This is a genomic window from Pseudomonas fluorescens (assembly GCF_012974785.1).
GTDB lineage: Bacteria > Pseudomonadota > Gammaproteobacteria > Pseudomonadales > Pseudomonadaceae > Aquipseudomonas > Aquipseudomonas fluorescens_BT.
The window spans coordinates 881,970-906,515 of sequence record NZ_CP027561.1; the positions used below are offsets into that span (position 1 = coordinate 881,970).

Here is a 24,546-nt window from a genome sequence, read left to right on the forward strand (position 1 = left end):
TTACAGACCGGGTCGTGAATTGCTGACGCCGGAATCACGAACCGGCGTCGGTTATTTCCATGCTTCTTGCAGGTATCAGTGAACCAGCATGCCGGTGAACCAGTAGGCCTGGGCCAGGGTGATCAGGCCGACAATCGTGGCAAAGAATAGGCTGTGCTTGAGGGTGAAGCGGAACAGATCCGATTCCTTGCCCACCAGCCCGGTTGCTGCGCAGGCCACGGCGATCGACTGCGGCGAAATCATCTTGCCGGTTACGCCGCCGCTGGTATTGGCCGCCACCAGCAGGGTGTCGTTGACCCCGATCTGGTGCGCGGTGGTCGCTTGCAGCGAACTGAACAGCGCGTTGGACGAGGTATCGGAACCGGTGAGGAACACGCCCAGCCAGCCAAGGAACGGCGAGAAGAACGGGAACGCCGCGCCGGTCGCGGCCAGCACCAAAGCCATGGTCGAAGACATGCCGGAATAGTTGGTCACGAAGGCGAACGCCAGCACCATGCCGATCGACAGAATGGGCCAGCGCAGTTCGTAGAAGGTCTCTTTGAGAGTGGTCAGACCAATTTTGAAATTGATCTTCAGGATGATCATCGAGATCAGCGCGGAGAAGAAAATCGCCGTGCCGGTGGCGGAGATCGGGTCGAGTTTGAACACGGCCGGAATGGCGGTCGGCGTCGCGACGATCGGTGCAGTCTTGATCACCAACTGATCCAGGTGCGGGATCGCGAAGTTGAACACCCAGGCGTACATCGAACCGCCAGCGGCGAACATCGCCTTGAACGGTTTGAGGGTCCATATCGTCACCAGCACGGTGAGGATCAGGAACGGCGACCAGGCCTTGAAGATTTCCCCAAGGCTGTAGGGGGATTCGATGGTGGTGCGTTTCTGGCCGAAACCGCCGGCGCTGGCGGTGATCGCCACGTTCGAGGTCGCACCAGCGATCTGTGCACCTGCGGTGCGTCTTGGTTGCCAGACTTTCAGGAACAGGGTCAGCGCGATCAGGCTGGCCAGGGCCGAGGTGATGTCCGGCAATTCCGGTCCGATGAAGTTCGACGTGAAGTATTGGGTCACGGCGAAGCTCAGGCCGGCAACCAGCGCGGCTGGCCAGGTTTCACGCACCCCGCGCAGGCCGTCCATCATGAATACCAGCCAGAACGGCACGAACAGCGACAGCAGCGGCAGTTGGCGGCCGGTCATGGCGCCGATCTTGAACGCGTCGATACCGGTGACCTGCCCGGCGACGATGATCGGAATCCCCAAGGCACCGAACGCGACCGGCGCGGTATTGGCAATCAGGCACAAGCCTGCGGCATACAGCGGATTGAAGCCCAGTCCTACGAGCAGCGCGGCGGTAATCGCCACTGGCGCGCCGAAACCGGCTGCACCTTCGAGGAAGGCACCGAAGCAGAAGCCGATCAGCAGCACCTGCAAACGCTGGTCATCGGTGATCGACAGCACCGAACTGCGGATGACTTCGAACTGACCGCTCTTGACCGTCAGTTTGTACAGGAACACCGCCGCGACAATGATCCAGGCAATCGGCCACAGACCATAGGCGAAACCATAGCCAGCGGCGGCGAACGCCATGTCGACCGGCATCTGGAACGCAAAGATTGCCACAAGGATCGCCAGGGCCAGCGTGATGCTGCCGGCGACATGACCTTTGAGGCGGAACACCGCCAAGGCGAGAAAGAAAAAAACGATGGGGATGACGGCCGCGAGTGCGGACACGCCGAGACTGCCGAGCGGGCTGTAGAGCTGTTGCCAGGTTTGCATATGGGGTGGCCCCTAATTGTTGTTGGTCAGGCACTGTCAGCGTTCTTGGTTAATTGGTAATACCAATTTACAATCGCTGTTGGCTAGGGTAAAAGCCTTGATGTCGGTGTGTCAATTTGTCGCCCTGAAACTTTTGTCGAATGACCGGTGCAGAACCGATCTGATCCGGTCCGGGGCGTTTTATCTGGCAGGTGTCGGCAAGGCGCCGATAGGCCAGAATAGAGAGCCCGGCGAGTGGTCGGGATCGTGGAGAATTGAGTGATGGGGTTTGATCAGATACGTCAGCGCCGTTTGTCTGACGATATTGTCGAGCGGCTCGAGGGGATGATCCTCGAGGGCACGCTGAAGTCTGGCGAGCGCCTGCCGGCCGAGCGCACATTGGCGGAGCAGTTCGGCGTGTCCCGGCCTTCGTTGCGCGAGGCAATCCAGAAACTGGCGGCCAAGGGGTTGTTGGTCAGCAAGCAGGGCGGCGGCAATTACGTGGTGGAAAGCCTGGGCTCGACCTTCAGCGATCCCTTGTTGCAACTGCTGGAAAGTAATCCCGAGGCTCAGCGCGATCTGCTGGAGTTTCGCCACACGCTGGAGGCATCGTGCGCCTATTACGCGGCATTGCGCGCCACTGATGTGGATCGCGAGCGGCTGACCGCAGCGTTCGAAGAACTACAGGATTGCTACTCGCGCCATGACGAAGTGAGTCGGGCCGAGGAGGGCGCGGCGGACGCGAAATTTCACCTGGCTATCGCCGAGGCCAGTCACAACGCCGTGCTGCTGCACACCATTCGCGGGCTGTTCGATCTGCTCAAGCGCAACGTGGTGACCAACATCGGTGGCATGTACAAGCAGCGCACGGAAACCCGCGACATGCTGATCACGCAGCATCGGGAATTGTATCTGGCGATTATCGAGGGGCGTGCGGAGCAGGCGCGAGAGGTTTCCAGTCGACACATTCTGTATGTACAGGAAGTGCTGGAAGAAGTGCGACAGGAAGTACAGCGCGTGGCTCGGGCCGAGCGGCGCAAAGGGATGTAAGCATGACCATTCCCGCGCCGGGCGCGGGAACGGTCATTCAGGCAGAGGAATCAGTCTTCCTTGCCCTTGTTGCGCACCGCACGCTGCAACTCGCGACCGGCGTCGCGTTCGCGTTCGGTATCACGCTTGTCGTATTCCTTCTTGCCTTTGCCCAGAGCGATTTCGCACTTGACCATGTGCTTGCTCCAGTACCAGGACAGGCACACGCAGGCATAACCCTTCTGCTGCACGGCGGCGGCCAGCTTGTCCAGCTCGCGGCGGTTGAGCAGCAGTTTGCGGGTGCGGACCGGGTCGGCGATGACGTGGGTGCTGGCAGTCATCAACGGCGTGATGTGACTGCCGAGCAGCCAGGCTTCGCCATCCTTGAGCAGGACGTAACTGTCGACCAGTTGCAGCTTGCTTGCCCGCAGACTTTTTACTTCCCAGCCGGCCAGGACCAGACCAGCCTCGAACTTGTGCTCGATGAAGTAATCGTGTCGCGCCTTTTTGTTTTGCGCGATGGTCCCTGTTGGGTGTTTCTTCTGTTTAGCCATAGGGGCGGCATTATATGGAGATAAACGGCTGTCGGCTACGGTGATGCTGCGTGCTTGAGCAGGTTGAGTGAATCCCGGACAATGCGGCCTCTTTTTCTAACGCTTGGGCGTGATAAACGATGTCGACAGACAAGGTTTCTGTCCACGGCAGTTGGGCTAGCCGCTGGGTTTTCATATTCGCCGCGACCGGTTCGGCCGTGGGATTGGGCAGCATCTGGAAATTCCCCTACATGGTCGGGGTCTACGGTGGCGGCGCCTTCGTGCTGATGTTTCTGGCGTGTATCGCGCTGATCGGCATCCCGGTAATGCTCGCTGAAACCCTGATCGGCCGGCGTGCCCGTCAGAGTCCGGCGAATGCCCTGAAGGTGCTGGCGCGGGAAGCCGGGCACTCGGGCAAATGGTCGTGGGGCGCGTTCGCCGGGATGATCACGGCGTTGCTGATCCTGTCTTTCTACAGCGTGGTCGGCGGCTGGTCGCTGGATTACATCATTGATATGGGGCGCGGGGATTTCCAGGGCGCGACGGCCGATCAGGTCGGGGCGTACTTCGGTAATGTCATCGCCGACCCATGGCGCATCACGCTGTGGCATACGGTTTTCATGTTGTTGTCGGCGGTGGTGATCGCCAAAGGCGTGGTTGCCGGGCTTGAACGCAGCCTGCGGATCATGATGCCGCTGCTGTTCGTGATGGTCCTCGTCCTGCTGGGTTACAGCATGACCACCGGGCACTTCATGGAAGGCGTGCATTTCATGTTCGACTTCCACCCGGAAAAAGTCCTCGACGGCTTGCTGCCGGCCATGGGGCACGCGTTCTTCTCGCTGAGCGTGGGCGTGGGCTCGATCATGATCTACGGCGCTTACATGACGAAGGAAGCCTCGCTGTCCGGCACCGTCGTGGGTGTGGCGCTGCTCGATACCTTTGTTTCGCTGGTGGCCGGGCTGGCATTGTTTCCGATTGTGTTCGCCGGTGGTTTGAACCCGAGCGAAGGCCCGGGGCTGATGTTCGTCAGCCTGCCATTTGCTTTCGGTAACGTGCTTTTCGGCCAGTTGATGGGCGTGGTGTTCTTCGTTCTGGTGGCCATTGCTGCCTGGAGCTCGGCGATTTCCCTGCTGGAGCCGATGGTCGCCTATCTGGTCGAGCGGACTAAAATCAGTCGTGCCTGGGTGACGTTCTGGCTGGCGTTCACCTGCTGGTTCGTCGGTCTGGGTACCGTGTTTTCTTTCAATATCTGGAAGGAAGCCAAATTTTTCGTGAACGATGGCGGAGTGTTCCATCTCTACCAATGGGGTGCAGCCGGTGGCCTGGACTTCTTTGGGGTGATCGACTTCTTCACCTCGCGGATCATGTTGCCGCTCGGCGGGCTGTGCTTCGTGCTGTTTGCCGGTTGGGTGATGGGGCGTGAAGCGGTGCGTGACGAATTGTCTATTCGCAGCCCGGCGCTGTTCGCCCTGTCTCTGTTCTTGATGCGCTATGTGGCGCCCATCGGCATTCTTGTAGTGTTTGCCGCCCAGCTCTGGAAGTGACGCTTACATGACGACACATATTCAACGATCGGCGCTGCTGCCTTACCCGGCGCAATTTCTCTACGACCTGGTCAATGACGTGGCGCGTTACCCGGAGTTTTTGCCGTGGTGCTCGTCTGCTGAGGTTCTGGAAAGCTCGCCTGAACATATGCGCGCCAGTGTCGGCGTGGCCAAGGGCGGCCTCAGCCAGCACTTCGTGACGCGCAATACGCTGGTGCCGGGGCAGTCGATCGAGATGAACCTTGAGGAAGGTCCGTTCAATCAGTTGCATGGGGTCTGGGTGTTCAAGGCGCTGAACGAGAAGGCCTGCAAGATCAGCCTCGATCTGTCCTTCGATTATGCCGGCCCGCTGGTGCGCGCCACGCTCGGGCCGCTGTTCAATCAGGCGGCCAACACACTGGTGGATGCATTCTGCCAGCGCGCCAAGCAGATGCATGGTTGAGCCGGTGATCGAAATAGAAGTGGTGTACGCGGCGGTTGATCGTCAGGTGTTGCGTACGATCAGTGTGGTAGACGGTTCGACGGTCCGTGCTGCGCTGTTGGCCAGCGGCATCGATGCCGATTTTCCCGAGCTGGATTTGGCGGGTTGTCCAATCGGGATTTTCGGTAAGGTGATTGCCGATCCGGATGTGCGGGTTGTCCAGGCGGGGGATCGCCTCGAAATCTACCGCCCTCTACTGGCCGATCCGAAAGAGGTGCGTCGATTGCGGGCTGCCAAAGCCGCCGAGGCTAAAGCCAGAAATCAATGATTGCGCCGATATGCAGGCAATAAAAAACCCGGAATTTCCGGGTTTTTTATTGCGTCGCAAATTATTGCGGCGAGGTGTCCAGCGGTTCTGGTGTAGGAACCGGAACGGTTTGCACACCATCGACGTCCTTCTGGATCTGATCCAGCAAGGAGCCTGGCTTGACGGGTTTTTCCGGTTTTGGCTTCTCGGCGTTTTCGGCAGGAGCGGTCACGCTGGTGTCACTGTCCTTGCCGAGAATGGCTTCGTCACGGCTCACGCCCGGCATGAAGTCACCGGACAGGCTGACAAGGCGGTCGTTAGAGTCGAAAATGACACTCATGCGTTCCTGCTGACGTTCACCGCCACCAGGTTGCAGGCTGTACAGATAATCCCAGCGATTGGCATGGAACGTGTCGACGAGCAGAGGGTTGCCCATGATAAACCGTACTTGCGGCCGGGTCATTCCCGGGCGTAACTGGTCTATCATGTCCTGCGTGACGACATTGCCCTGCTGGATGTCGATTTTGTAAACCCCGGGGAATGAACAACCGGCGAGTGCGAGCAGTCCCACAAAGGTGAAACTGGTTAGCAAGAGCTTGGTGTTTTGCATCGGTGGGCGACTTCCACTATCTTGGCTGGGACAACGTAAACGCCGATCATACCCGCATTAAGAGAAGCTGCGAAGCAGCATCGCGAGAAAGCTGACCATGGTTGAAAATAGCGAACTACGCAAAGCCGGCCTCAAAGTGACCCTGCCACGGGTCAAGATCCTGCAAATGCTCGACTCTACAGAGCAGCGTCACATGAGTGCCGAGGACGTCTACAAGGCGTTGATGGAAGCTGGCGAGGACGTCGGTCTGGCCACGGTTTACCGTGTTCTGACCCAGTTCGAAGCGGCTGGCCTCGTGGTCCGTCACAACTTCGACGGCGGCCACGCGGTATTCGAATTGGCCGACGGTGGCCACCACGACCATATGGTTAACGTGGAGTCGGGCGAAGTCATCGAATTCTTCGACGAAGAAATCGAAAAGCTTCAGAAGGCGATCGTCGAGAAGCACGGTTACGAGATGGTGGATCACAATCTGGTGCTGTACGTACGCAACAAAAAATAAGCATGTCGCGCGAATTTCTGATTCGCGAAACGAACGAAGGCGACCCAAGGGTCGCCTTCGTGCTTTCTGGTGTACTTAAGCCTTTGCGGTAACGACCATCTTTTTCGCGTGCGCCAAAGACTCTTTGGTCAGATCGATGCCGCCAAGCATCCGCGCGACTTCTTCTATTCGGTCATTCTTGCTCAGTTTCGAAACGGCGGTGTGAGTCGCCTGCTCGCCTCGCACCTTGTGCACGAACAGATGCTGATGCCCCTGAGCCGCGACTTGCGGCAGGTGCGTGACTGTCAGTACCTGTCCGCGATCCCCGAGACGGCGCAACAACTGGCCGACGATTTCGGCCGTCGGACCGCCAATCCCCACGTCCACTTCATCGAACACCAGCGTCGGTACGCGAGAGGTCTGGGCGGTAATCACCTGGATTGCCAGGCTGATCCGTGACAGCTCACCGCCGGACGCCACTTTGGCCAGGGCCTTCAAAGGCTGGCCCGGGTTGGCGCTGACCAGCAGCTCGACTTGTTCCAGGCCATTGGGCTGCAGTTCGCTGCTGTTGTTGTCGCGCAATTCGATGGTGAAGCGACCGCCGGGCATACCCAGGCGCTGGATCTCCTGCTCCACCGCGCTGGCCAGGTTGCCGGCCGCCTGATGACGCAGCTCGCTCAGTTCCCGGGCCTTTTCCTGATAGTGGCGGGCATAGGATGCGAGTTCTTCGGCGAGGCGCTCGATGGATTCATCATTGGCGTCCAGGGCTTCGATTTCGTCGAGCAGCTTCTGCTGCATCTCCGCAACTTCCGTCGGCTGAATGCGGTGTTTGCGTGCCAGCGTGTAAATGGAATCCAGACGTTCTTCCAGATACTGCAGGCGCGCCGGATCGGCGTCGAAGTTGTCGAGAAAGCGATTGAGCTCGCCGACGGCCTCTTCGACCTGGATCTGCGCACTGGTCAGCAGGCTGCTCGCCTCACCCAGCGCGCCGACCGAGTTGTTCACGCTCGACAGTCGATTGAGGCTGGCCGTCAGGGCATTCAGCACGTTGCCGGAATCACTTTCGCTGCATTGTTCGACCACTTGTCGGCAAATGCCGAGCAGGGTTTCGGCGTTGGTCAGGTTTTTGTGTTCCTGCTCCAGTTCTTCCAGCTCGTTTTCCCCGAGGCCGAGGTTTTCCAGTTCTTCGAGCTGGTAGCTGAGCAGTTGATGCCGCGCGCGCTGTTCGTCGCCGGAGTTGGAAAGGCGTTCCAGCTCCTGACGGGTCTGACGCCAGCGCTGGGCGGCCAGATGAACCTGCCGCGCCAGATCGGTAGCCCCGGCGTATTCGTCGAGCAGACGCCGGTGGGTGTCGGTCTTGAGCAGGGATTGGTGTTCGTGCTGGCTGTGGATATCGATCAGCAGCTCGCCGAGGGCCTTGAGGTCGCCGAGCGGGCAGGGTGTGCCATTTATATAGCCGCGTGAACGACCTTCGGAAGTGATGACCCGACGCAGGATGCACGGGCCGTCGATTTCCAGGTCGCGCTCGGCCAGCCAGGCGCTGGCTTCGGGAATGTCGGCCAGGTCGAAGGTCGCCAGGATATCGGCCTTGTCGGCACCCGGGCGAACCACGCCGCTGTCGGCGCGGTCGCCAAGGGTCAGGCCCAGCGCGTCGAGCATGATCGACTTGCCGGCACCGGTTTCCCCGGTAATCACGCTCATCCCGCGATCGAGTTCGAGATCGAGATGTTCAACGATGGCGTAGTTGTGTACGGACAGGTGCACCAGCATAAAGGCCGCTCCCAGGCTTTAGGTCTGGTTATTTATACAGTGTTTTGTTTCGGCCTGACAATGCCCTCGCTTAGCTCGATTGGCTTGATCCGATCAAATGCTTATCGCACCCGGGAATGACAATGCAGCACTTTTTTGTAGGGTTAATCATCGGCAGCCCTTGAAGCCTGATTTTGCGGCCCCATATACCGGGGCAGAAGCGCGAATCGAACTCGCGGACGATATTGAAAGGAGAATTCTATGGCTGACGAACAGACAGTAGATACGCAAAATCCAGAAGCCAATCAGGCGCCCGAGAATTCGGGTGATGACCTGGCGACCCGTGTACAAGTGCTCGAAGAGCAATTGGCCGCCGCGCAGGATCAATCGCTGCGCGTAGCTGCCGATCTGCAGAACGTCCGCCGCCGTGCCGAGCAGGACGTCGAAAAGGCTCACAAGTTTGCACTGGAAAAATTCGCCGGCGACCTGTTGCCGATCGTCGACAGCCTGGAGCGCGGTCTCGAGCTGTCGAGCCCTGATGACGAAAGCATCCGTCCGATGCGCGAAGGCATCGAGCTGACCCTGAAAATGTTTCACGACACCCTCACGCGCTATCAGCTTGTAGCTGTCAGCCCGCAGGAAGGTGAACCGTTCAACGCCGTGGAACATCAGGCAATGGCCATGCAGGAAAGTGCTGACCTGGAGCCGAACAGCGTTCTGAAGGTGTTCCAGAAGGGCTACCAGCTCAATGGCCGCCTGTTGCGTCCGGCGATGGTCGTGGTCAGCAAGGCACCGGCGCCCGTTTCGCCTTCGATTGACGAGAAGGCTTGAAATTAGCCGCAAGGCCCCCATTTACAAGTCAAGCGTTTAAGAATTACCGCAGTCAGCCACCACTGCTGCGGCAAAAAAATCCAAAGTTTCGGGAGAGTGAACATGGGCAAAATTATCGGTATCGACCTGGGGACTACCAACTCCTGCGTCTCCGTGCTGGAAAACGGTAAAGCCAAGGTTATTGAAAACGCTGAAGGCGCGCGCACCACGCCGTCGATCATCGCTTACGCCAACGATGGCGAAATCCTGGTCGGTCAGTCGGCCAAGCGTCAGGCTGTGACCAACCCGCACAACACCCTTTTCGCAGTGAAGCGTCTGATCGGTCGCCGCTTCGAAGAAGACGTTGTACAGAAAGACATCAAGCTGGTGCCTTACAAGATCGTCAAGGCCAACAATGGTGACGCCTGGGTCGAGGCCTCCGGCAAGCAGATGGCTCCGCCGCAAATCAGCGCCGAAGTTCTGAAAAAGATGAAGAAGACCGCCGAAGACTACCTCGGTGAAGCTGTGACCGAAGCGGTGATCACCGTTCCGGCCTACTTCAACGACAGTCAGCGTCAGGCAACTAAAGATGCTGGCCGCATCGCCGGTCTGGACGTAAAACGTATCATCAACGAACCAACCGCGGCCGCTCTGGCTTACGGTATGGACAAGGCCAAGGGCGATCACACCGTGATCGTTTACGACCTGGGTGGTGGTACCTTCGACGTTTCCGTGATCGAAATCGCTGAAGTCGACGGCGAGCACCAGTTCGAAGTACTGGCCACCAACGGTGACACCTTCCTGGGTGGCGAAGACTTCGACATGCGCCTGATCGACTACCTCGTCGACGAGTTCAAGAAAGAGTCCGGCATGGACCTGAAGAACGATCCACTGGCCCTGCAGCGTCTGAAAGAAGCCGCTGAGAAAGCCAAGATCGAGCTGTCTTCCTCTCAGTCGACCGACGTCAACCTGCCGTACATTACTGCAGACGCGACCGGTCCGAAGCATCTGAATGTGAAGATCTCCCGTGCCAAGCTCGAATCGCTGGTCGAAGATCTGGTGACTCGTACCATCGAGCCATGCCGCATTGCTCTGAAAGACGCCGGCATCGACGCCAGCAAGATTGACGACGTGATCCTGGTCGGCGGTCAGACCCGCATGCCAATGGTGCAGAAGGCTGTTTCCGACTTCTTCGGTAAAGAAGCCCGTAAAGACGTGAACCCGGACGAAGCTGTTGCCATGGGTGCTGCGATCCAGGGCGCCGTTCTGGCCGGTGACGTGAAAGACGTTCTGCTGCTCGACGTCAGCCCGCTGACCCTGGGTATCGAAACCATGGGTGGCGTGATGACCGCGCTGATCGAGAAAAACACCACGATTCCTACCAAGAAATCGCAAGTGTTCTCGACGGCCGACGACAACCAGGGCGCCGTGACCATTCACGTCCTGCAAGGCGAGCGCAAGCAAGCCGCACAGAACAAGTCCCTGGGCAAGTTCGACCTGGCCGACATTCCACCTGCTCCACGTGGTGTGCCGCAGATCGAAGTGACCTTCGACATCGACGCCAACGGCATCCTGCACGTAGGTGCGAAGGACAAGGCTACTGGCAAAGAGCAGAAGATCACCATCAAGGCCAACTCTGGTCTGTCGGATGAAGAAATCCAGAAGATGGTGCGCGACGCCGAGCTGAACGCCGAGGAAGACCGCAAGTTCGAAGAGCTGGCCGCTGCCCGTAACCAGGGTGATGCACTGGTTCACTCGACTCGCAAGATGATCGCTGACGCTGGCGACAAAGTGACTGCAGAAGAGAAGACTGCAATCGAAGCGGCCGTGGTTGCCCTGGAAGCCGCCGTCAAAGGCGACGACAAGGCTGCCATCGACGCCAAGGTTGAAGAACTGTCGAAAGTCTCTGCGCCGGTTGCCCAGAAGATGTACGCCGAACAGGCTCAGCCTGCTGAAGGCGCGGCACCGCACGACGAGAAAGCTGAAAAGGCTGACGATGTTGTCGATGCCGAGTTCGAAGAAGTCAAAGACCACAAGTAAGTTGTTGGTCGCCCGGTTGACTGCCTTGCGGCGGTGACTGGTAGGATGTCGCCGCGCGGGAGCTTGCTCCCGCGTTGGCGTATCTGGAATACGCGAATTTTTACAGCATGCGACAAGCTTCGTGTGTTAGCGGTATGGCCGGGAATGCTCCTGCTTTTCGCGCCGCAAATACCGCATGAACCAAAGACCAGGATCGTTGAATTGACGTGAGTTGGGTCCGGGCCTGCATTGGGGCTCAACGAGTTTGGCGAAGCTCAGGAGGGGTTTGCCGAACGTCCTTAAGAGTGCAAAGACTTATGGCAAAGCGTGACTATTACGAAGTGTTGGGTGTTGAGCGTGGCGCAAGCGACGCAGACCTGAAGAAGGCCTATCGCCGTCTGGCGATGAAGCATCACCCGGACCGTAATCCCGATGACAAAGCATCGGAAGAAATGTTCAAAGAGGCCAACGAGGCCTACGAAGTATTGTCCGATTCCAGCAAGCGCGCGGCCTACGATCAGTACGGCCATGCCGGCGTGGACCCAAGTATGGGTGGCGGCGGTGCCGGTTTCGGCGGTCAGAACTTCTCCGATATTTTCGGTGATGTCTTCAGTGACTTCTTTGGTGGCGGTCGCGGTGGTTCCCGTGGCGGCGCTCAGCGCGGTAGCGATCTGCGCTACACCCTGGAGCTGAACCTGGAGGAAGCGGTACGCGGTACGACCGTGAATATCCGCGTTCCGACACTGGTCAATTGCAAACCATGCGACGGTTCGGGTGCCAAGAAAGGTTCGTCCCCGTCGACGTGCCCGACTTGCGGCGGCATCGGCCAGGTGCGCATGCAGCAGGGCTTCTTCTCTGTACAGCAAACCTGCCCGCGCTGCCATGGCCAGGGCAAGATCATTTCCGATCCGTGCGACTCCTGCCACGGCGACGGTCGCGTCGAAGAGTACAAAACCCTTTCCGTCAAAGTGCCGGCCGGTGTCGATACCGGTGACCGCATTCGCCTGTCCGGCGAAGGCGAGGCGGGCACTCAGGGTGGTCCGACCGGCGACCTGTACGTGGTGATCAACGTTCGCGAGCACGACATCTTCCAGCGTGACGGCAAGCACCTGTTCTGCGAAGTGCCGATCAGCTTCGTCGACGCAGCCCTGGGTGGCGAGCTGGAAATTCCGACCCTTGACGGTCGCGTCAAACTGAAGATTCCGGAAGGGACTCAGACCGGCAAGCAGTTCCGCGTACGCGGCAAGGGCGTGGCGCCAGTGCGTGGCGGTGGTGCGGGCGATCTGATGTGCCGTGTGGCCGTCGAAACGCCGGTCAATCTGAACCGTCGTCAACGTGAGTTGCTCGAAGAGTTCCGCAGCTCCCTGGCCGACGACAACAGTCACTCGCCGAAAACCACCGGTTGGTTTGACGGTGTAAAACGCTTCTTCGGCGATCTGTAAGGAGTCGGCATGCGACGTATAGCTGTGATGGGCGCTGCCGGGCGCATGGGCAAGATTCTGGTCGAGGCGGTGCAGCAGCGCGCGCCGCTGACCGGTTTGACGGCTGCCATCGTTCGCCCTGGCAGTACGCTGATCGGGGTGGATGCCGGTGAGCTGGCTTCGCTGGGTCGAATCGGCGTGCCGCTGTCCGGGAATCTGGAGTCTGTGGCGCAAGAGTTCGATGTATTGATCGACTTCACCCTGCCGGAAGTCATGCTGAAAAACCTGGCTTTCTGTCGCAAGGCCGGCAAGGCGATGGTGATCGGCACGACCGGGCTGGACGCTGCGCAGAAGCAGTTGCTGGCCGAGGCGGGCAAGGATATTCCGATCGTGTTCGCCGCCAATTTCAGTGTCGGCGTCAACCTGTCGCTGAAGCTGCTCGACATGGCGGCGCGGGTGTTGGCGGAAGATGCGGACATCGAAATCATCGAAGCCCATCACCGGCACAAGATCGATGCACCGTCGGGTACGGCCCTGCGCATGGGTGAAGTGATTGCCAATGCACTGGATCGTGATCTGCAGAAAGTCGCGGTCTATGGTCGTGAAGGCCACACCGGTGTGCGTGAGCGTGAAACCATCGGTTTCGCCACTGTTCGCGGTGGTGATGTGGTGGGCGATCACACGGTGCTGTTTGCCTGCGAAGGCGAGCGACTGGAGATCACGCACAAGGCTTCGAGTCGCATGACGTTCGCCAAAGGTGCGGTGCGTGCGGCGTTGTGGCTGGACGGTCGCGAGCCTGGTTTGTACGACATGCAGGACGTGCTCGACCTGCATTGAGAGGTTCCGAAGCCGGCGCAAACGCCCTGTTTGTGCCGGTTTTACTCCGCCGAGCGACGCCCTGTCGCATTCTCCGGCCTTTCGGCCTCATTGGCGGTAGACCAAAAATCCCTTTTTCTGTAAGCTACAGCTTTAGTGTGTCCACTAAAAGCGCGCAGAATAATTCAGTGAAGAAGCGGGGTGACGTGTCCATACGTCACTCCGCTTTTTTACAACCTGCGATTGCCCTTTCATGCGTTATTTACGGGAGGTCTTCTTGACTAAGCCAGCCATACTCGCCCTTGCTGATGGCAGCATTTTTCGCGGCGAAGCCATTGGAGCCGACGGTCAGACCGTTGGTGAGGTGGTGTTCAACACCGCAATGACCGGCTATCAGGAAATCCTTACCGATCCTTCCTACGCCCAACAGATCGTTACCCTGACTTACCCGCACATCGGCAACACTGGCACCACGCCGGAAGACGCCGAGTCTGACCGCGTCTGGTCCGCTGGCCTGGTTATCCGTGACCTGCCGCTGGTAGCGAGCAACTGGCGTAACACGATGTCCCTGTCTGATTACCTGAAAGCCAACAACGTCGTGGCAATTGCCGGTATCGACACCCGCCGCCTGACCCGCATCCTGCGTGAAAAAGGCGCGCAGAACGGCTGCATCATGGCCGGCGACAACATTACCGAAGAAGCGGCCATCGCCGCGGCGCAAGGCTTCCCGGGCCTGAAGGGCATGGACCTGGCGAAAGTCGTCAGCACCAAGACCCAATACGAATGGCGCTCCACTGTCTGGGATCTGAAAACCGACAGCCACGCGACCATCGAAGCCTCCGAGCTGCCATACCACGTGGTTGCCTACGATTACGGCGTCAAGGTCAACATCCTGCGCATGCTGGTCGAGCGCGGCTGCCGCGTTACTGTCGTTCCTGCACAAACTCCGGCTGCCGACGTACTGGCCCTGAAGCCGGACGGCGTGTTCCTGTCCAACGGCCCTGGTGATCCGGAGCCTTGCGACTACGCAATCAAGGCCATCAAGGAAGTGCTGGAAACCGAAATTCCGGTCTTCGGCATCTGCCTCGGTCACCAGCTGTTGGCTCTGGCCTCCGGCGCCAAGACCCTGAAAATGGGCCACGGCCACCACGGTGCCAACCACCCGGTTCAGGATCTGGACACGGGTGTTGTGATGATCACCAGCCAGAACCACGGTTTTGCGGTTGACGAAGCGACCCTGCCAGCCAACGTCCGCGCGATTCACAAATCGCTGTTCGACGGCACCCTGCAAGGTATCGAGCGCACCGACAAGAGCGCGTTCAGCTTCCAGGGTCACCCTGAAGCGAGCCCGGGCCCGAACGATGTGGCCCCTCTGTTTGACCGCTTCATCAACGAGATGGCCAAGCGACGCTAAGCGCTCGCCTTGAGACTGTAGCGAGAAGCCCCTCGAGGGCGGCCCCGGAACCGGCGGCCCCCTCGGGACTTCAGAAATCGATCAAGACGGCTTGCCGACTGACCTGCGGATTTGAGTGACAAACCCATGCCAAAACGTACAGACATTAAAAGCATCCTGATTCTCGGCGCTGGCCCGATCGTTATCGGCCAGGCCTGCGAATTCGACTACTCCGGCGCCCAGGCCTGTAAAGCCCTGCGCGAAGAGGGTTACCGCGTCATCCTGGTGAACTCCAACCCGGCCACCATCATGACCGACCCGGACATGGCCGACGCCACCTACATCGAGCCGATCAAGTGGCAGACCGTTGCCAAGATCATCGAAAAAGAGCGTCCGGATGCGGTGCTGCCAACCATGGGCGGCCAGACCGCTCTGAACTGCGCCCTGGACCTGGAGCGCGAAGGCGTTCTGGAGAAATTCGGCGTAGAGATGATCGGCGCCAACGCCGACACCATCGACAAGGCTGAAGACCGTTCGCGTTTCGACAAGGCGATGAAAGCCATCGGCCTGGAATGCCCGCGTTCCGGTATCGCCCACAGCATGGAAGAAGCCAACGCGGTGCTCGAGCGCCTGGGCTTCCCGTGCATCATCCGTCCGTCCTTCACCATGGGCGGCACCGGTGGCGGTATCGCTTACAACCGTGAAGAATTCGAAGAAATCTGCGCCCGTGGTCTGGACCTGTCGCCAACCAAGGAACTGCTGATCGACGAATCCCTGATCGGCTGGAAAGAATATGAAATGGAAGTTGTCCGCGACAAAAAGGACAACTGCATCATCGTCTGCTCGATCGAAAACTTCGACCCGATGGGCGTGCACACCGGCGACTCGATCACTGTCGCTCCGGCCCAGACCCTGACCGACAAGGAATATCAGATCCTGCGTAACGCCTCGCTGGCGGTACTGCGCGAGATCGGCGTCGAGACTGGCGGTTCCAACGTCCAGTTCGGTATCTGCCCGGACACCGGCCGCATGGTTGTGATCGAAATGAACCCGCGTGTATCGCGTTCGTCGGCCCTGGCTTCGAAAGCCACCGGTTTCCCGATTGCCAAGGTCGCGGCCAAACTGGCGGTCGGCTACACCCTTGACGAGCTGTCGAACGACATCACCGGCGGCAAGACCCCGGCGTCCTTCGAACCTTCCATCGACTACGTTGTGACCAAGCTGCCGCGCTTCGCTTTCGAGAAGTTCGCCAACGCTGACGCGCGCCTGACCACTCAGATGAAGTCGGTCGGTGAAGTCATGGCCATCGGCCGTACCTTCCAGGAATCTCTGCAGAAAGCCCTGCGCGGTCTGGAAGTGGGCGTTTGCGGTCTGGACGAGAAAGTCGACCTGAGCAATCCGGAAAGCATGAGCGTGCTCAAGCGCGAGCTGACCGTGCCGGGTGCCGAGCGTATCTGGTACGTGGCGGACGCTTTCCGCGCCGGCATGACCGTCGAAGAAATCTTCGGCATGAACATGATCGACCCGTGGTTCCTGGTGCAGATCGAAGATCTCATCAAGGATGAAGAAAAGGTCAAGACCCTCGGTCTGTCCGCTATCGACCGCGACCTGATGTTCAAGCTCAAGCGTAAAGGTTTCTCCGATCAGCGTCTGGCCAAGCTGCTGGGCGTCACCGAGAAGAACCTGCGCACTCATCGTCAAAAACTGGAAGTGTTCCCGGTCTACAAGCGCGTCGATACCTGCGCCGCCGAGTTCGCCACCGACACCGCTTACCTGTACTCGACTTACGAGGAAGAGTGCGAAGCGGCGCCGTCCGGTCGCGACAAGATCATGATTCTGGGTGGTGGTCCAAACCGTATCGGTCAGGGCATCGAGTTCGACTACTGCTGCGTACACGCCGCTCTTGCCCTGCGCGAAGACGGCTACGAAACCATCATGGTCAACTGCAACCCGGAAACCGTTTCCACTGACTACGACACTTCCGACCGTCTGTACTTCGAGCCGGTGACTCTGGAAGACGTGCTGGAGATCTGCCGCGTCGAGAAGCCGAAAGGCGTGATCGTCCAGTACGGCGGCCAGACGCCTCTGAAGCTGGCTCGCGCCCTGGAAGCAGCCGGCGTGCCGATCATCGGCACCAGCCCTGACGCCATCGACCGTGCCGAAGATCGTGAGCGCTTCCAGCAGATGGTTGAGCGCCTGAACCTGCGTCAGCCGCCAAACGCTACCGTGCGCAGCGAAGACGAAGCTGTTCGCGCTGCCGCGAAGATCGGTTACCCGCTGGTGGTGCGTCCGTCCTACGTACTGGGCGGCCGGGCGATGGAAATCGTCTACAAGGAAGAAGAGCTCAAGCGCTACCTGCGTGACGCGGTGCAAGTGTCGAACGACAGCCCGGTGCTGCTCGACCACTTCCTCAACTGCGCCATCGAGATGGACGTGGATGCGGTCTGCGACGGCAAAGACGTAGTGATCGGCGCGATCATGCAGCACATCGAGCAAGCGGGCGTTCACTCCGGTGACTCCGCGTGCTCGTTGCCGCCGTACTCGCTGCCGGCGCACATCCAGGACGAGATGCGCGAGCAGGTCAAGAAAATGGCCCTGGAACTGGGCGTGGTCGGTTTGATGAACGTTCAGCTGGCGCTGCAAGGCGAAGACATCTACGTCATCGAAGTCAACCCGCGTGCTTCCCGTACCGTACCGTTCGTGTCGAAGTGCATCGGTGTTTCCCTGGCGATGATTGCTGCCCGCGTGATGGCTGGCAAGACTCTGAAGGAAATCGGCTTCACCAAGGAAATCATTCCGAACTTCTACAGCGTGAAAGAGGCGGTGTTCCCGTTCGCCAAATTCCCTGGTGTTGACCCGATCCTCGGCCCAGAGATGAAGTCCACCGGTGAAGTGATGGGCGTCGGCGACACCTTCGGCGAAGCCTTTGCCAAAGCCCAGATGGGCGCCAGCGAAGTGCTGCCGACCGGCGGTACCGCATTCATCAGCGTGCGTGACGACGACAAGCCACTGGTTGCAGGTGTGGCCCGCGATCTGATCAACTTGGGCTTCGAAGTGGTCGCCACTGCCGGGACTGCCAAGCTCATCGAAGCGGCTGGCCTGAAAGTGCGTCGTGTGAACAAGGTGACCGAGGGGCGTCCGCACGTGGTCGACATGATCAAGAATGACGAAGTCACGCTGATCATCAACACCACTGAAGGTCGTCAGTCGATCGCCGACTCTTACTCCATTCGTCGTAACGCCTTGCAGCACAAGATCTACTGCACCACCACCATTGCTGCTGGCGAAGCCATCTGCGAAGCGCTGAAGTTCGGTCCCGAGAAGACCGTGCGCCGCTTGCAGGATCTACACGCAGGATTGAAGGCATGAATAAATACCCAATGACCGTCCAGGGCGCGAAAGCCCTGGAAGAAGAACACGCTCATCTGACCAAGGTCGTTCGTCCGAAGCTCAGCCAGGACATCGGTACGGCCCGCGAGTTGGGTGACTTGAAGGAAAACGCCGAATACCATGCCGCCCGCGAACAGCAGGGCATGGTCGAGGCGCGGATCCGTGACATCGAAGGTCGCATGCAGAACGCGGTGATCATCGACGTGACGACCATTGCGCACACCGGCAAAGTGATTTTCGGCACTACCGTCGAGATCGCCAACGTCGAGACTGATGAAAGCGTGACTTACCAGATCGTTGGTGAAGACGAGGCGGACATCAAGCTCGGCAAGATTTCGGTCGGCTCGCCGATCGCCCGCGCCTTGATTGCCAAGGAAGAGGGCGACACGGTCGTCGTGAAAACGCCCGGCGGCGATATCGAGTATGAGATTGTCGAAGTCCGTCACATCTGAAACAGGGCGCCCGCTGCATGCGGGCGCCATGCTCTGGCAGCTGACCCAGATGTTGTGGGTCGGCGGTTTATGGCTGGTGCACCTCGGTCTGCGGCCGGTGTTGGGCCAGATAGGTCTCGCACCGCTGCTGATCGACGAGGTCGCCAGTGCATTTGAAGTGCCGGTGGTGGGTTTTGCTGCCGCGTGCGTGATTTTTCAGGCTTTGGTGCTGGTACGGACCGAAGGCCTGGGCAGTCTATGGCGGGATTTTCGCGGACAGGTGCTGCTGATGGCGTTGTATGCGAGTGCGATGTATGTCGCAGTGCGTGTCGGCTGGCCGGATGCGCAGCGCTGGCAAGTGTTCAGCTATCTTGTTCTGGGCTTTTCCGGGCTGGTTCTGGTGATGCAGCCGGTGCCGGGGTGGAGTGGCAGGGTGCGCGAAGCACACCCTTGACCCTTTTCATCACTTGAAGCGATGAACGTTCGACAGCTGCTTGTTGACGCTGAAGTTCTTGCGGTAGATCAGGGCCATTTTGCCGATGACCTGAACCAGATCGGCCTTGCCGACCTTGCACAGCTCCGCAATGGACGCCAGGCGCGCCTCACGATCGAGGATGTTGAGCTTGATCTTGATCAGCTCGTGGTCCGCCAGCGCGCGTTCGAGTTCGGCTAAAACACCCTCAGTCAAACCGTTGTCAGCCACAGTCAAAACTGGTTTGAGGTGGTGGCCAATGGATTTGTACTGTTTCTTCTGCTCTGGAGTGAGCGGCATAATCTGACCCTTTCGTCTGGATTCTGTAAAATGGCGGCCATTTTACCCGAGGGCTCGTGGATCCGCCCAATTAATCACGACCCTAATCAACGAGGTGCCCAATGGCGCGTTCCAAGACAAGCCTTGGTTGGCTGAAACGACATGTCAACGATCCTTATGTGAAGCAGGCGCAGAAGGATGGCTACCGCTCGCGTGCGAGTTACAAGCTTCTGGAAGTCCAGGAAAAATACAAATTGATCCGCCCAGGCATGAGCGTGGTCGACCTGGGCGCGGCGCCCGGTGGCTGGTCGCAGGTCACCAGTCGGCTGATCGGTGGCCAGGGGCGCCTGATCGCCTCGGACATCCTGGAAATGGACAGCATTCCGGACGTGACCTTCATTCAGGGGGATTTCACTCAGGACGAAGTACTCGCTCGAATCCTTGAGGCTGTGGGTAATTCGCAGGTGGACCTTGTGATTTCCGATATGGCCCCCAATATGAGTGGTACGCCTGCCGTAGATATGCCCAAAGCCATGTTTCTTTGCGAGCTGGCTCTTGATCTGGCAGAGCGGATACTAAAGCCGGGCGGCAATTTTCTGATCAAGATTTTTCAGGGAGAAGGGTTCGATACTTACCTGAAGGACGCTCGCAAGAAGTTCGACAAGATCCAGATGATCAAGCCGGACTCTTCCCGCGACAGCTCCCGCGAGCAATACATGCTGGCTTGGGGCTACCGCGGCGGTGGCGAGTAAAACGAGGTTTTTTGGCGGGGTGATAGGTTTTTCGTATTTCGCCCCGCGTGCATTAGCGAATATTGTGTAGAAAGTGTTTCACAAAGGGTTACAGACGGCGCCTGCCAGAGCTGTAGGTAATGTAGTAAGTTAGGCCGGTGAATATCATGCGAAGCGCGCGCCAGTAGCGGAGCTTGCTTCAGAGGGTAGTTAATTGAACGATATGGCAAAGAATCTGATCCTGTGGTTGATCATCGCGGCAGTCCTGGTGACGGTGATGAACAACTTCTCCAGCCCTAACGAGCCGCAGACCCTCAACTATTCCGACTTCATCCAGCAGGTCAAGGATGGCAAGGTCGAGCGCGTGGCCGTCGATGGCTACGTGATTACCGGCAAGCGCAACGATGGCGACAGCTTCAAGACCATTCGTCCGGCAATTCAGGACAATGGCCTGATCGGCGACCTGGTCGACAACCACGTCGTGGTCGAAGGCAAGCAGCCTGAACAGCAAAGCATCTGGACCCAGCTTCTGGTGGCCAGCTTCCCGATCCTGGTCATCATCGCGGTGTTCATGTTCTTCATGCGCCAGATGCAAGGCGGTGCGGGCGGCAAGGGTGGGCCGATGAGCTTTGGCAAGAGCAAGGCGCGCCTGCTGTCCGAAGATCAGGTAAAAACCACGCTGGCTGACGTTGCCGGTTGCGACGAAGCCAAGGAAGAGGTTGGCGAGCTGGTCGAGTTCCTTCGTGATCCGGGCAAGTTCCAGCGTCTCGGTGGCCGCATCCCGCGCGGTGTACTGATGGTTGGTCCCCCGGGTACTGGTAAAACCTTGCTGGCCAAGGCGATTGCCGGCGAAGCCAAAGTGCCGTTCTTCACCATTTCCGGTTCCGACTTCGTTGAAATGTTCGTCGGCGTCGGTGCCAGCCGCGTTCGTGACATGTTCGAACAGGCCAAGAAACACGCACCCTGCATTATTTTCATCGACGAGATCGACGCCGTTGGTCGCCATCGTGGCGCTGGCATGGGTGGCGGTCACGACGAGCGCGAGCAGACCCTCAACCAGTTGCTGGTCGAGATGGACGGCTTCGAAATGAATGACGGCATCATCGTCATCGCCGCAACCAACCGTCCTGATGTGCTGGACCCGGCTCTGCTGCGTCCTGGTCGTTTCGACCGCCAGGTGGTGGTCGGTCTGCCGGACATCCGTGGTCGCGAACAGATCCTCAAGGTCCACATGCGTAAAGTGCCAATGGGTGATGACGTAGCTCCGGCCGTTATCGCACGTGGTACTCCGGGCTTCTCCGGTGCTGACCTGGCTAACCTGGTCAACGAGGCTTCACTGTTCGCTGCTCGTGCCGGCAAGCGCATCGTCGAGATGAAAGAGTTCGAACTGGCGAAAGACAAGATCATGATGGGTGCCGAGCGCAAATCCATGGTCATGTCCGAGAAAGAAAAGCAGAACACCGCTTATCACGAAGCCGGCCACGCTATCGTCGGTCGCGTCGTGCCCGAGCATGATCCGGTCTACAAAGTGTCGATCATTCCTCGCGGACGTGCGCTGGGTGTGACCATGTTCCTGCCGGAAGAGGATCGCTACAGCCTGTCCAAGCGTGCGTTGATCAGTCAGATCTGCTCGCTGTACGGCGGCCGTATCGCCGAAGAAATGACATTGGGCTTCGACGGGGTGACTACAGGCGCCTCCAACGACATCATGCGTGCCAGTCAGATTGCGCGGAACATGGTGACCAAGTGGGGTCTGTCTGAAAAACTCGGTCCGTTGATGTATGCGGAAGAAGAAGGCGAGGTGTTCCTCGGTCGTGGCGGTGGCGGTCAGAACGCCAGCTTCTCGGGCGAAACGGCCAAACTGATCGACTCGGAAGTGCGCAGCATCATCGATCAGTGCTACGGCACCGCCAAGCAGATCCTCACGGACAACCGTGACAAGCTCGACGCCATGGCTGATGCCTTGATGAAGTACGAGACCATCGATGCCGAACAGATCGACGACATCATGGCGGGTCGTACGCCGCGCGAGCCGCGCGACTGGTCGGGTGGTACTGGTACGCCTCCTCCGGTCGTTCAGGATGAGCGTCCGGAAACACCGATTGGCGGTCCGGCTGCTGACGTTTAAGGTTTGAAATGACTTCTGTACAGTCCCTGACCCGGTTGCCTTGCGGCAACCGGGTTCTTGATTTGGCCCGGACGCATGTCATGGGCATTCTCAATGTCACTCCCGATTCCTTTTCCGATGGCGGTCGATACAGTCAGCTTGATGCAGCCTTGCGTCATGCCGAGGCAATGGTGTCTGCCGGTGCAACGCTGATTGACGTTGGCGGTGAGTCAACCCGTCCGGGTGCTCGTGCGGTTTCTCCTCTCGAGGAGCTTGAGCGAGTGGCGCCGATCGTCGAGCTGATCAATCGCGAACTCGATGTGATCATTTCGGTCGATACATCCACTCCGGCTGTCATGCGGGAAACCGCGCGTCTGGGGGCCGGCCTGATCAATGATGTGCGATCGTTGCAGCGTGATGGTGCGCTGGATGCAGCGGCGGCCACCGGGTTGCCGGTCTGCCTGATGCATATGCTGGGAGAGCCCGGCAACATGCAGGACAATCCGCACTATCAGGATGTCACTCGTGAAGTGGGTGAGTTTCTCGCCGAGCGTATGGAGCGATGCGCTTCGGTCGGCATACCCGCCGAACGGATCATCCTTGATCCTGGCTTCGGTTTCGCAAAAACCCTTCAGCACAATCTAAGCTTGTTCAGGCACATGGAAGCCCTCCATGCATTGGGTCGACCTCTGCTGGTGGGTGTTTCGCGAAAAAGCATGATCGGACAGGCCCTGAATCGCCCCGTGGGTGAGCGTCTGTATGGTGGTCTGGCACTGGCCGCACTGGCATCAGTCAAAGGTGCACGTATATTGCGCGTCCATGATGTGGCAGAAACGGTGGATGTCGTGCGCATGATCGCGGCCGTGGAATCAGCCGAATAAGAATGATGGAGCACTTATGAGCAAGAAATACTTTGGTACCGACGGTATTCGTGGTCGCGTCGGTGAGTACCCGATCACTCCGGACTTCATGCTCAAGCTCGGCTGGGCTGCCGGCATGGCCTTCCGAAAAATGGGCGCCTGCAAGGTGCTCGTCGGCAAAGACACGCGAATTTCCGGTTACATGTTCGAATCGGCGCTGGAAGCCGGTCTGACATCGGCCGGCGCCGATGTAATGTTGCTCGGCCCGATGCCGACACCTGCCATTGCTTACCTGGCGCGTACCTTCCAGGCTGAAGCCGGTATTGTGATCAGTGCTTCGCACAATCCTCACGATGACAATGGCATCAAGTTTTTCTCCGGCAGGGGCACCAAGTTGCCGGACGAGTTGGAGCTGATGATCGAGGAACTGCTCGATACGCCAATGACCGTTGTCGAGTCGAGCAAGATCGGCAAGGTATCGCGAATCAACGATGCCTCCGGCCGTTATATCGAATTCTGCAAGAGCAGTGTACCGACCAACACCAGCTTTGCCGGTCTCAAGGTCGTGATCGACTGTGCGCACGGTGCGACCTACAAGGTCGCGCCAAGTGTGTTCCGCGAACTGGGTGCTGAGGTCGTCGTGTTGTCCGCGCAGCCCAACGGGCTGAACATCAACGACAACTGTGGTTCGACCCATATGGGGCCGTTGCAGGCGGCGGTGCTTGCCGAGCACGCTGATTTGGGGATTGCGTTCGATGGTGACGGTGACCGCGTGCTGATGGTCGACCATACCGGTGCGATAGTCGACGGTGACGAACTGATCTTCATCATCGCCCGCGATCTGCATGAGCGTGGCAAGCTGCAGGGCGGCGTGGTCGGCACGCTGATGAGCAACCTTGGCCTGGAGCTGGCTCTGGCGGATCTGGGTATTCCTTTCGTGCGTGCCAATGTCGGCGACCGTTATGTGATTGCCGAATTGCTGGAGCGCAACTGGCAGGTTGGTGGCGAGAACTCGGGGCATGTCGTCTGCTTTAATCACACCACTACGGGGGATGCGATCATCGCTGCATTGCAGGTGTTGATGGCACTCAAGACTCGCAATGAAGGTCTTGCTCAAACCCGACAGGCCCTGCGCAAGTGTCCGCAAGTGCTGATCAATGTCCGATTTGGCGGTGGCGACAGTCCGCTCGAGCACCCGGCTGTCAAGGAAGCCAGCAAGCGAGTAACCGAGGCGATGGCGGGTCGTGGGCGTGTGCTTCTGCGCAAGTCCGGGACAGAGCCTCTGGTGCGCGTCATGGTCGAGGGTGAGGATCAAACCCAGGTTCGCGGCTATGCCGAAGAACTGGCAAAACTGGTAACTGAAGTTTCTGCCTGATACGGCTTGCCAGTCGTGA

22 protein-coding genes are annotated in these 24,546 nt (G+C 58.9%); 17 read left to right on the forward strand and 5 right to left on the reverse strand.

Going from position 1 to position 24,546, the window contains the following annotated elements:
* Nucleotides 1-75: 75 nt before the first annotated feature.
* A complete protein-coding gene (locus tag C6Y56_RS03800; RefSeq protein ID WP_169428793.1) occupies nt 76-1,770 on the reverse strand; it encodes a lactate permease LctP family transporter in 1,695 nt (564 codons plus the stop codon).
* A 261-nt stretch (nt 1,771-2,031) separates the two neighbouring features.
* On the opposite strand from C6Y56_RS03800, the gene C6Y56_RS03805 reads away from it, so the two are divergent.
* A complete protein-coding gene (locus C6Y56_RS03805) occupies nt 2,032-2,799 on the forward strand; it encodes an FCD domain-containing protein (RefSeq protein WP_169428794.1) in 768 nt (255 codons plus the stop codon).
* A 50-nt stretch (nt 2,800-2,849) separates the two neighbouring features.
* On the opposite strand, the gene smpB is transcribed toward C6Y56_RS03805, so the two are convergent.
* Nucleotides 2,850-3,332 carry an SsrA-binding protein SmpB gene (gene smpB, locus C6Y56_RS03810; protein WP_007953781.1) on the reverse strand — a complete coding sequence of 161 codons (483 nt, stop codon included), beginning with the start codon at nt 3,330-3,332 and terminating at the stop codon, nt 2,850-2,852.
* A 119-nt stretch (nt 3,333-3,451) separates the two neighbouring features.
* On the opposite strand from smpB, the gene C6Y56_RS03815 reads away from it, so the two are divergent.
* Genes C6Y56_RS03815 through C6Y56_RS03825 form a run of 3 tightly spaced genes read left to right on the forward strand, consistent with a single transcriptional unit; the run spans nt 3,452 to nt 5,604 of the window.
* Nucleotides 3,452-4,855: a sodium-dependent transporter gene (locus C6Y56_RS03815; protein ID WP_039769144.1), complete on the forward strand. Its 1,404-nt coding sequence runs from the start codon at nt 3,452-3,454 to the stop codon at nt 4,853-4,855.
* A 7-nt stretch (nt 4,856-4,862) separates the two neighbouring features.
* Nucleotides 4,863-5,297: a type II toxin-antitoxin system RatA family toxin gene (locus C6Y56_RS03820; RefSeq protein WP_003221509.1), complete on the forward strand. Its 435-nt coding sequence runs from the start codon at nt 4,863-4,865 to the stop codon at nt 5,295-5,297.
* Nucleotides 5,290-5,604 carry an RnfH family protein gene (locus C6Y56_RS03825; RefSeq protein WP_169428795.1) on the forward strand — a complete coding sequence of 105 codons (315 nt, stop codon included), beginning with the start codon at nt 5,290-5,292 and terminating at the stop codon, nt 5,602-5,604. The genes C6Y56_RS03820 and C6Y56_RS03825 overlap by 8 nt, the downstream gene beginning before the upstream one ends.
* 61 nt (nt 5,605-5,665) lie before the next feature.
* Here C6Y56_RS03825 and C6Y56_RS03830 read toward each other — a convergent pair whose 3' ends face one another.
* Nucleotides 5,666-6,193: an outer membrane protein assembly factor BamE gene (locus tag C6Y56_RS03830; protein ID WP_169428796.1), complete on the reverse strand. Its 528-nt coding sequence runs from the start codon at nt 6,191-6,193 to the stop codon at nt 5,666-5,668.
* A 97-nt stretch (nt 6,194-6,290) separates the two neighbouring features.
* Between C6Y56_RS03830 and fur the strand changes: the two genes are divergently transcribed.
* Nucleotides 6,291-6,695, forward strand: coding sequence for a ferric iron uptake transcriptional regulator (gene fur, locus C6Y56_RS03835; RefSeq protein WP_039769149.1), 405 nt, complete (start codon nt 6,291-6,293; stop codon nt 6,693-6,695).
* Between the two features lie 75 nt (nt 6,696-6,770).
* Here the strand turns inward: fur and recN are convergent, their stop codons facing one another.
* Complete coding sequence (gene recN / locus C6Y56_RS03840; protein ID WP_169428797.1) at nt 6,771-8,444, reverse strand: DNA repair protein RecN; 1,674 nt, start codon at nt 8,442-8,444, stop codon at nt 6,771-6,773.
* A gap of 240 nt (nt 8,445-8,684) precedes the next feature.
* Here recN and grpE point away from each other — a divergent pair, with 240 nt between their 5' ends.
* The 8 genes from grpE (at nt 8,685) to C6Y56_RS03880 (ending at nt 19,157) form a co-directional block, all read left to right on the forward strand.
* Complete coding sequence (gene grpE / locus C6Y56_RS03845) at nt 8,685-9,254, forward strand: nucleotide exchange factor GrpE (protein WP_169428798.1); 570 nt, start codon at nt 8,685-8,687, stop codon at nt 9,252-9,254.
* Nucleotides 9,255-9,356: 102 nt separating this feature from the next.
* Nucleotides 9,357-11,273, forward strand: coding sequence for a molecular chaperone DnaK (gene dnaK / locus C6Y56_RS03850; RefSeq protein ID WP_169428799.1), 1,917 nt, complete (start codon nt 9,357-9,359; stop codon nt 11,271-11,273).
* 296 nt (nt 11,274-11,569) lie between these two features.
* Nucleotides 11,570-12,694 (forward strand): molecular chaperone DnaJ, encoded by a 1,125-nt coding sequence (gene dnaJ, locus C6Y56_RS03855; protein WP_169428800.1) that lies wholly within the window; start codon nt 11,570-11,572, stop codon nt 12,692-12,694.
* A gap of 9 nt (nt 12,695-12,703) precedes the next feature.
* Nucleotides 12,704-13,510, forward strand: coding sequence for a 4-hydroxy-tetrahydrodipicolinate reductase (gene dapB, locus C6Y56_RS03860; protein ID WP_169428801.1), 807 nt, complete (start codon nt 12,704-12,706; stop codon nt 13,508-13,510).
* Between the two features lie 256 nt (nt 13,511-13,766).
* On the forward strand, nt 13,767-14,903 hold the full coding sequence (gene carA / locus C6Y56_RS03865; RefSeq protein ID WP_169428802.1) for a glutamine-hydrolyzing carbamoyl-phosphate synthase small subunit: 1,137 nt from the start codon (nt 13,767-13,769) through the stop codon (nt 14,901-14,903).
* A gap of 126 nt (nt 14,904-15,029) precedes the next feature.
* Nucleotides 15,030-18,251, forward strand: a complete 3,222-nt coding sequence (gene carB, locus C6Y56_RS03870) for a carbamoyl-phosphate synthase large subunit (protein ID WP_085711853.1) — start codon at nt 15,030-15,032, stop codon at nt 18,249-18,251.
* Nucleotides 18,248-18,724: a transcription elongation factor GreA gene (gene greA / locus C6Y56_RS03875; protein WP_085729545.1), complete on the forward strand. Its 477-nt coding sequence runs from the start codon at nt 18,248-18,250 to the stop codon at nt 18,722-18,724. The genes carB and greA overlap by 4 nt, the downstream gene beginning before the upstream one ends.
* A 28-nt stretch (nt 18,725-18,752) precedes the next feature.
* Entirely contained in the window at nt 18,753-19,157 is a 405-nt protein-coding gene (locus tag C6Y56_RS03880) for an MFS transporter (RefSeq protein WP_169428803.1), read from the forward strand.
* A gap of 9 nt (nt 19,158-19,166) precedes the next feature.
* Here C6Y56_RS03880 and C6Y56_RS03885 read toward each other — a convergent pair whose 3' ends face one another.
* A complete protein-coding gene (locus tag C6Y56_RS03885; RefSeq protein WP_085698388.1) occupies nt 19,167-19,475 on the reverse strand; it encodes a YhbY family RNA-binding protein in 309 nt (102 codons plus the stop codon).
* Nucleotides 19,476-19,576: 101 nt separating this feature from the next.
* Here C6Y56_RS03885 and rlmE point away from each other — a divergent pair, with 101 nt between their 5' ends.
* From rlmE to glmM, 4 genes are all read left to right on the forward strand, one after another.
* Entirely contained in the window at nt 19,577-20,206 is a 630-nt protein-coding gene (rlmE, locus tag C6Y56_RS03890) for a 23S rRNA (uridine(2552)-2'-O)-methyltransferase RlmE (RefSeq protein WP_169428804.1), read from the forward strand.
* Between the two features lie 202 nt (nt 20,207-20,408).
* On the forward strand, nt 20,409-22,313 hold the full coding sequence (gene ftsH, locus C6Y56_RS03895) for an ATP-dependent zinc metalloprotease FtsH (RefSeq protein ID WP_169428805.1): 1,905 nt from the start codon (nt 20,409-20,411) through the stop codon (nt 22,311-22,313).
* Between the two features lie 8 nt (nt 22,314-22,321).
* A complete protein-coding gene (gene folP / locus C6Y56_RS03900) occupies nt 22,322-23,173 on the forward strand; it encodes a dihydropteroate synthase (protein WP_169428806.1) in 852 nt (283 codons plus the stop codon).
* A 16-nt stretch (nt 23,174-23,189) separates the two neighbouring features.
* Nucleotides 23,190-24,527, forward strand: coding sequence for a phosphoglucosamine mutase (gene glmM, locus C6Y56_RS03905; RefSeq protein WP_169428807.1), 1,338 nt, complete (start codon nt 23,190-23,192; stop codon nt 24,525-24,527).
* The last annotated feature ends 19 nt before the right edge of the window (nt 24,528-24,546 follow it).

Bases quoted from the DNA above. Each gene is read 5' to 3' on its own strand.
- grpE (WP_169428798.1), top strand. From the start codon at position 8,685: ATGGCTGACGAACAGACAGTAGATACGCAAAATCCAGAAGCCAATCAG.
- greA (WP_085729545.1), top strand. From the start codon at position 18,248: ATGAATAAATACCCAATGACCGTCCAGGGCGCGAAAGCCCTGGAAGAA.
- ftsH (WP_169428805.1), top strand. From the start codon at position 20,409: ATGGCAAAGAATCTGATCCTGTGGTTGATCATCGCGGCAGTCCTGGTG.
- C6Y56_RS03880 (WP_169428803.1), top strand. From the start codon at position 18,753: ATGCTCTGGCAGCTGACCCAGATGTTGTGGGTCGGCGGTTTATGGCTG.
- C6Y56_RS03885 (WP_085698388.1), bottom strand. From the start codon at position 19,475: ATGCCGCTCACTCCAGAGCAGAAGAAACAGTACAAATCCATTGGCCAC.
- C6Y56_RS03825 (WP_169428795.1), top strand. From the start codon at position 5,290: ATGGTTGAGCCGGTGATCGAAATAGAAGTGGTGTACGCGGCGGTTGAT.
- dnaK (WP_169428799.1), top strand. From the start codon at position 9,357: ATGGGCAAAATTATCGGTATCGACCTGGGGACTACCAACTCCTGCGTC.
- glmM (WP_169428807.1), top strand. From the start codon at position 23,190: ATGAGCAAGAAATACTTTGGTACCGACGGTATTCGTGGTCGCGTCGGT.
- carB (WP_085711853.1), top strand. From the start codon at position 15,030: ATGCCAAAACGTACAGACATTAAAAGCATCCTGATTCTCGGCGCTGGC.
- C6Y56_RS03830 (WP_169428796.1), bottom strand. From the start codon at position 6,193: ATGCAAAACACCAAGCTCTTGCTAACCAGTTTCACCTTTGTGGGACTG.
- dnaJ (WP_169428800.1), top strand. From the start codon at position 11,570: ATGGCAAAGCGTGACTATTACGAAGTGTTGGGTGTTGAGCGTGGCGCA.
- C6Y56_RS03805 (WP_169428794.1), top strand. From the start codon at position 2,032: ATGGGGTTTGATCAGATACGTCAGCGCCGTTTGTCTGACGATATTGTC.
- fur (WP_039769149.1), top strand. From the start codon at position 6,291: ATGGTTGAAAATAGCGAACTACGCAAAGCCGGCCTCAAAGTGACCCTG.
- smpB (WP_007953781.1), bottom strand. From the start codon at position 3,332: ATGGCTAAACAGAAGAAACACCCAACAGGGACCATCGCGCAAAACAAA.
- rlmE (WP_169428804.1), top strand. From the start codon at position 19,577: ATGGCGCGTTCCAAGACAAGCCTTGGTTGGCTGAAACGACATGTCAAC.
- C6Y56_RS03820 (WP_003221509.1), top strand. From the start codon at position 4,863: ATGACGACACATATTCAACGATCGGCGCTGCTGCCTTACCCGGCGCAA.
- C6Y56_RS03815 (WP_039769144.1), top strand. From the start codon at position 3,452: ATGTCGACAGACAAGGTTTCTGTCCACGGCAGTTGGGCTAGCCGCTGG.
- recN (WP_169428797.1), bottom strand. From the start codon at position 8,444: ATGCTGGTGCACCTGTCCGTACACAACTACGCCATCGTTGAACATCTC.
- dapB (WP_169428801.1), top strand. From the start codon at position 12,704: ATGCGACGTATAGCTGTGATGGGCGCTGCCGGGCGCATGGGCAAGATT.
- C6Y56_RS03800 (WP_169428793.1), bottom strand. From the start codon at position 1,770: ATGCAAACCTGGCAACAGCTCTACAGCCCGCTCGGCAGTCTCGGCGTG.
- folP (WP_169428806.1), top strand. From the start codon at position 22,322: ATGACTTCTGTACAGTCCCTGACCCGGTTGCCTTGCGGCAACCGGGTT.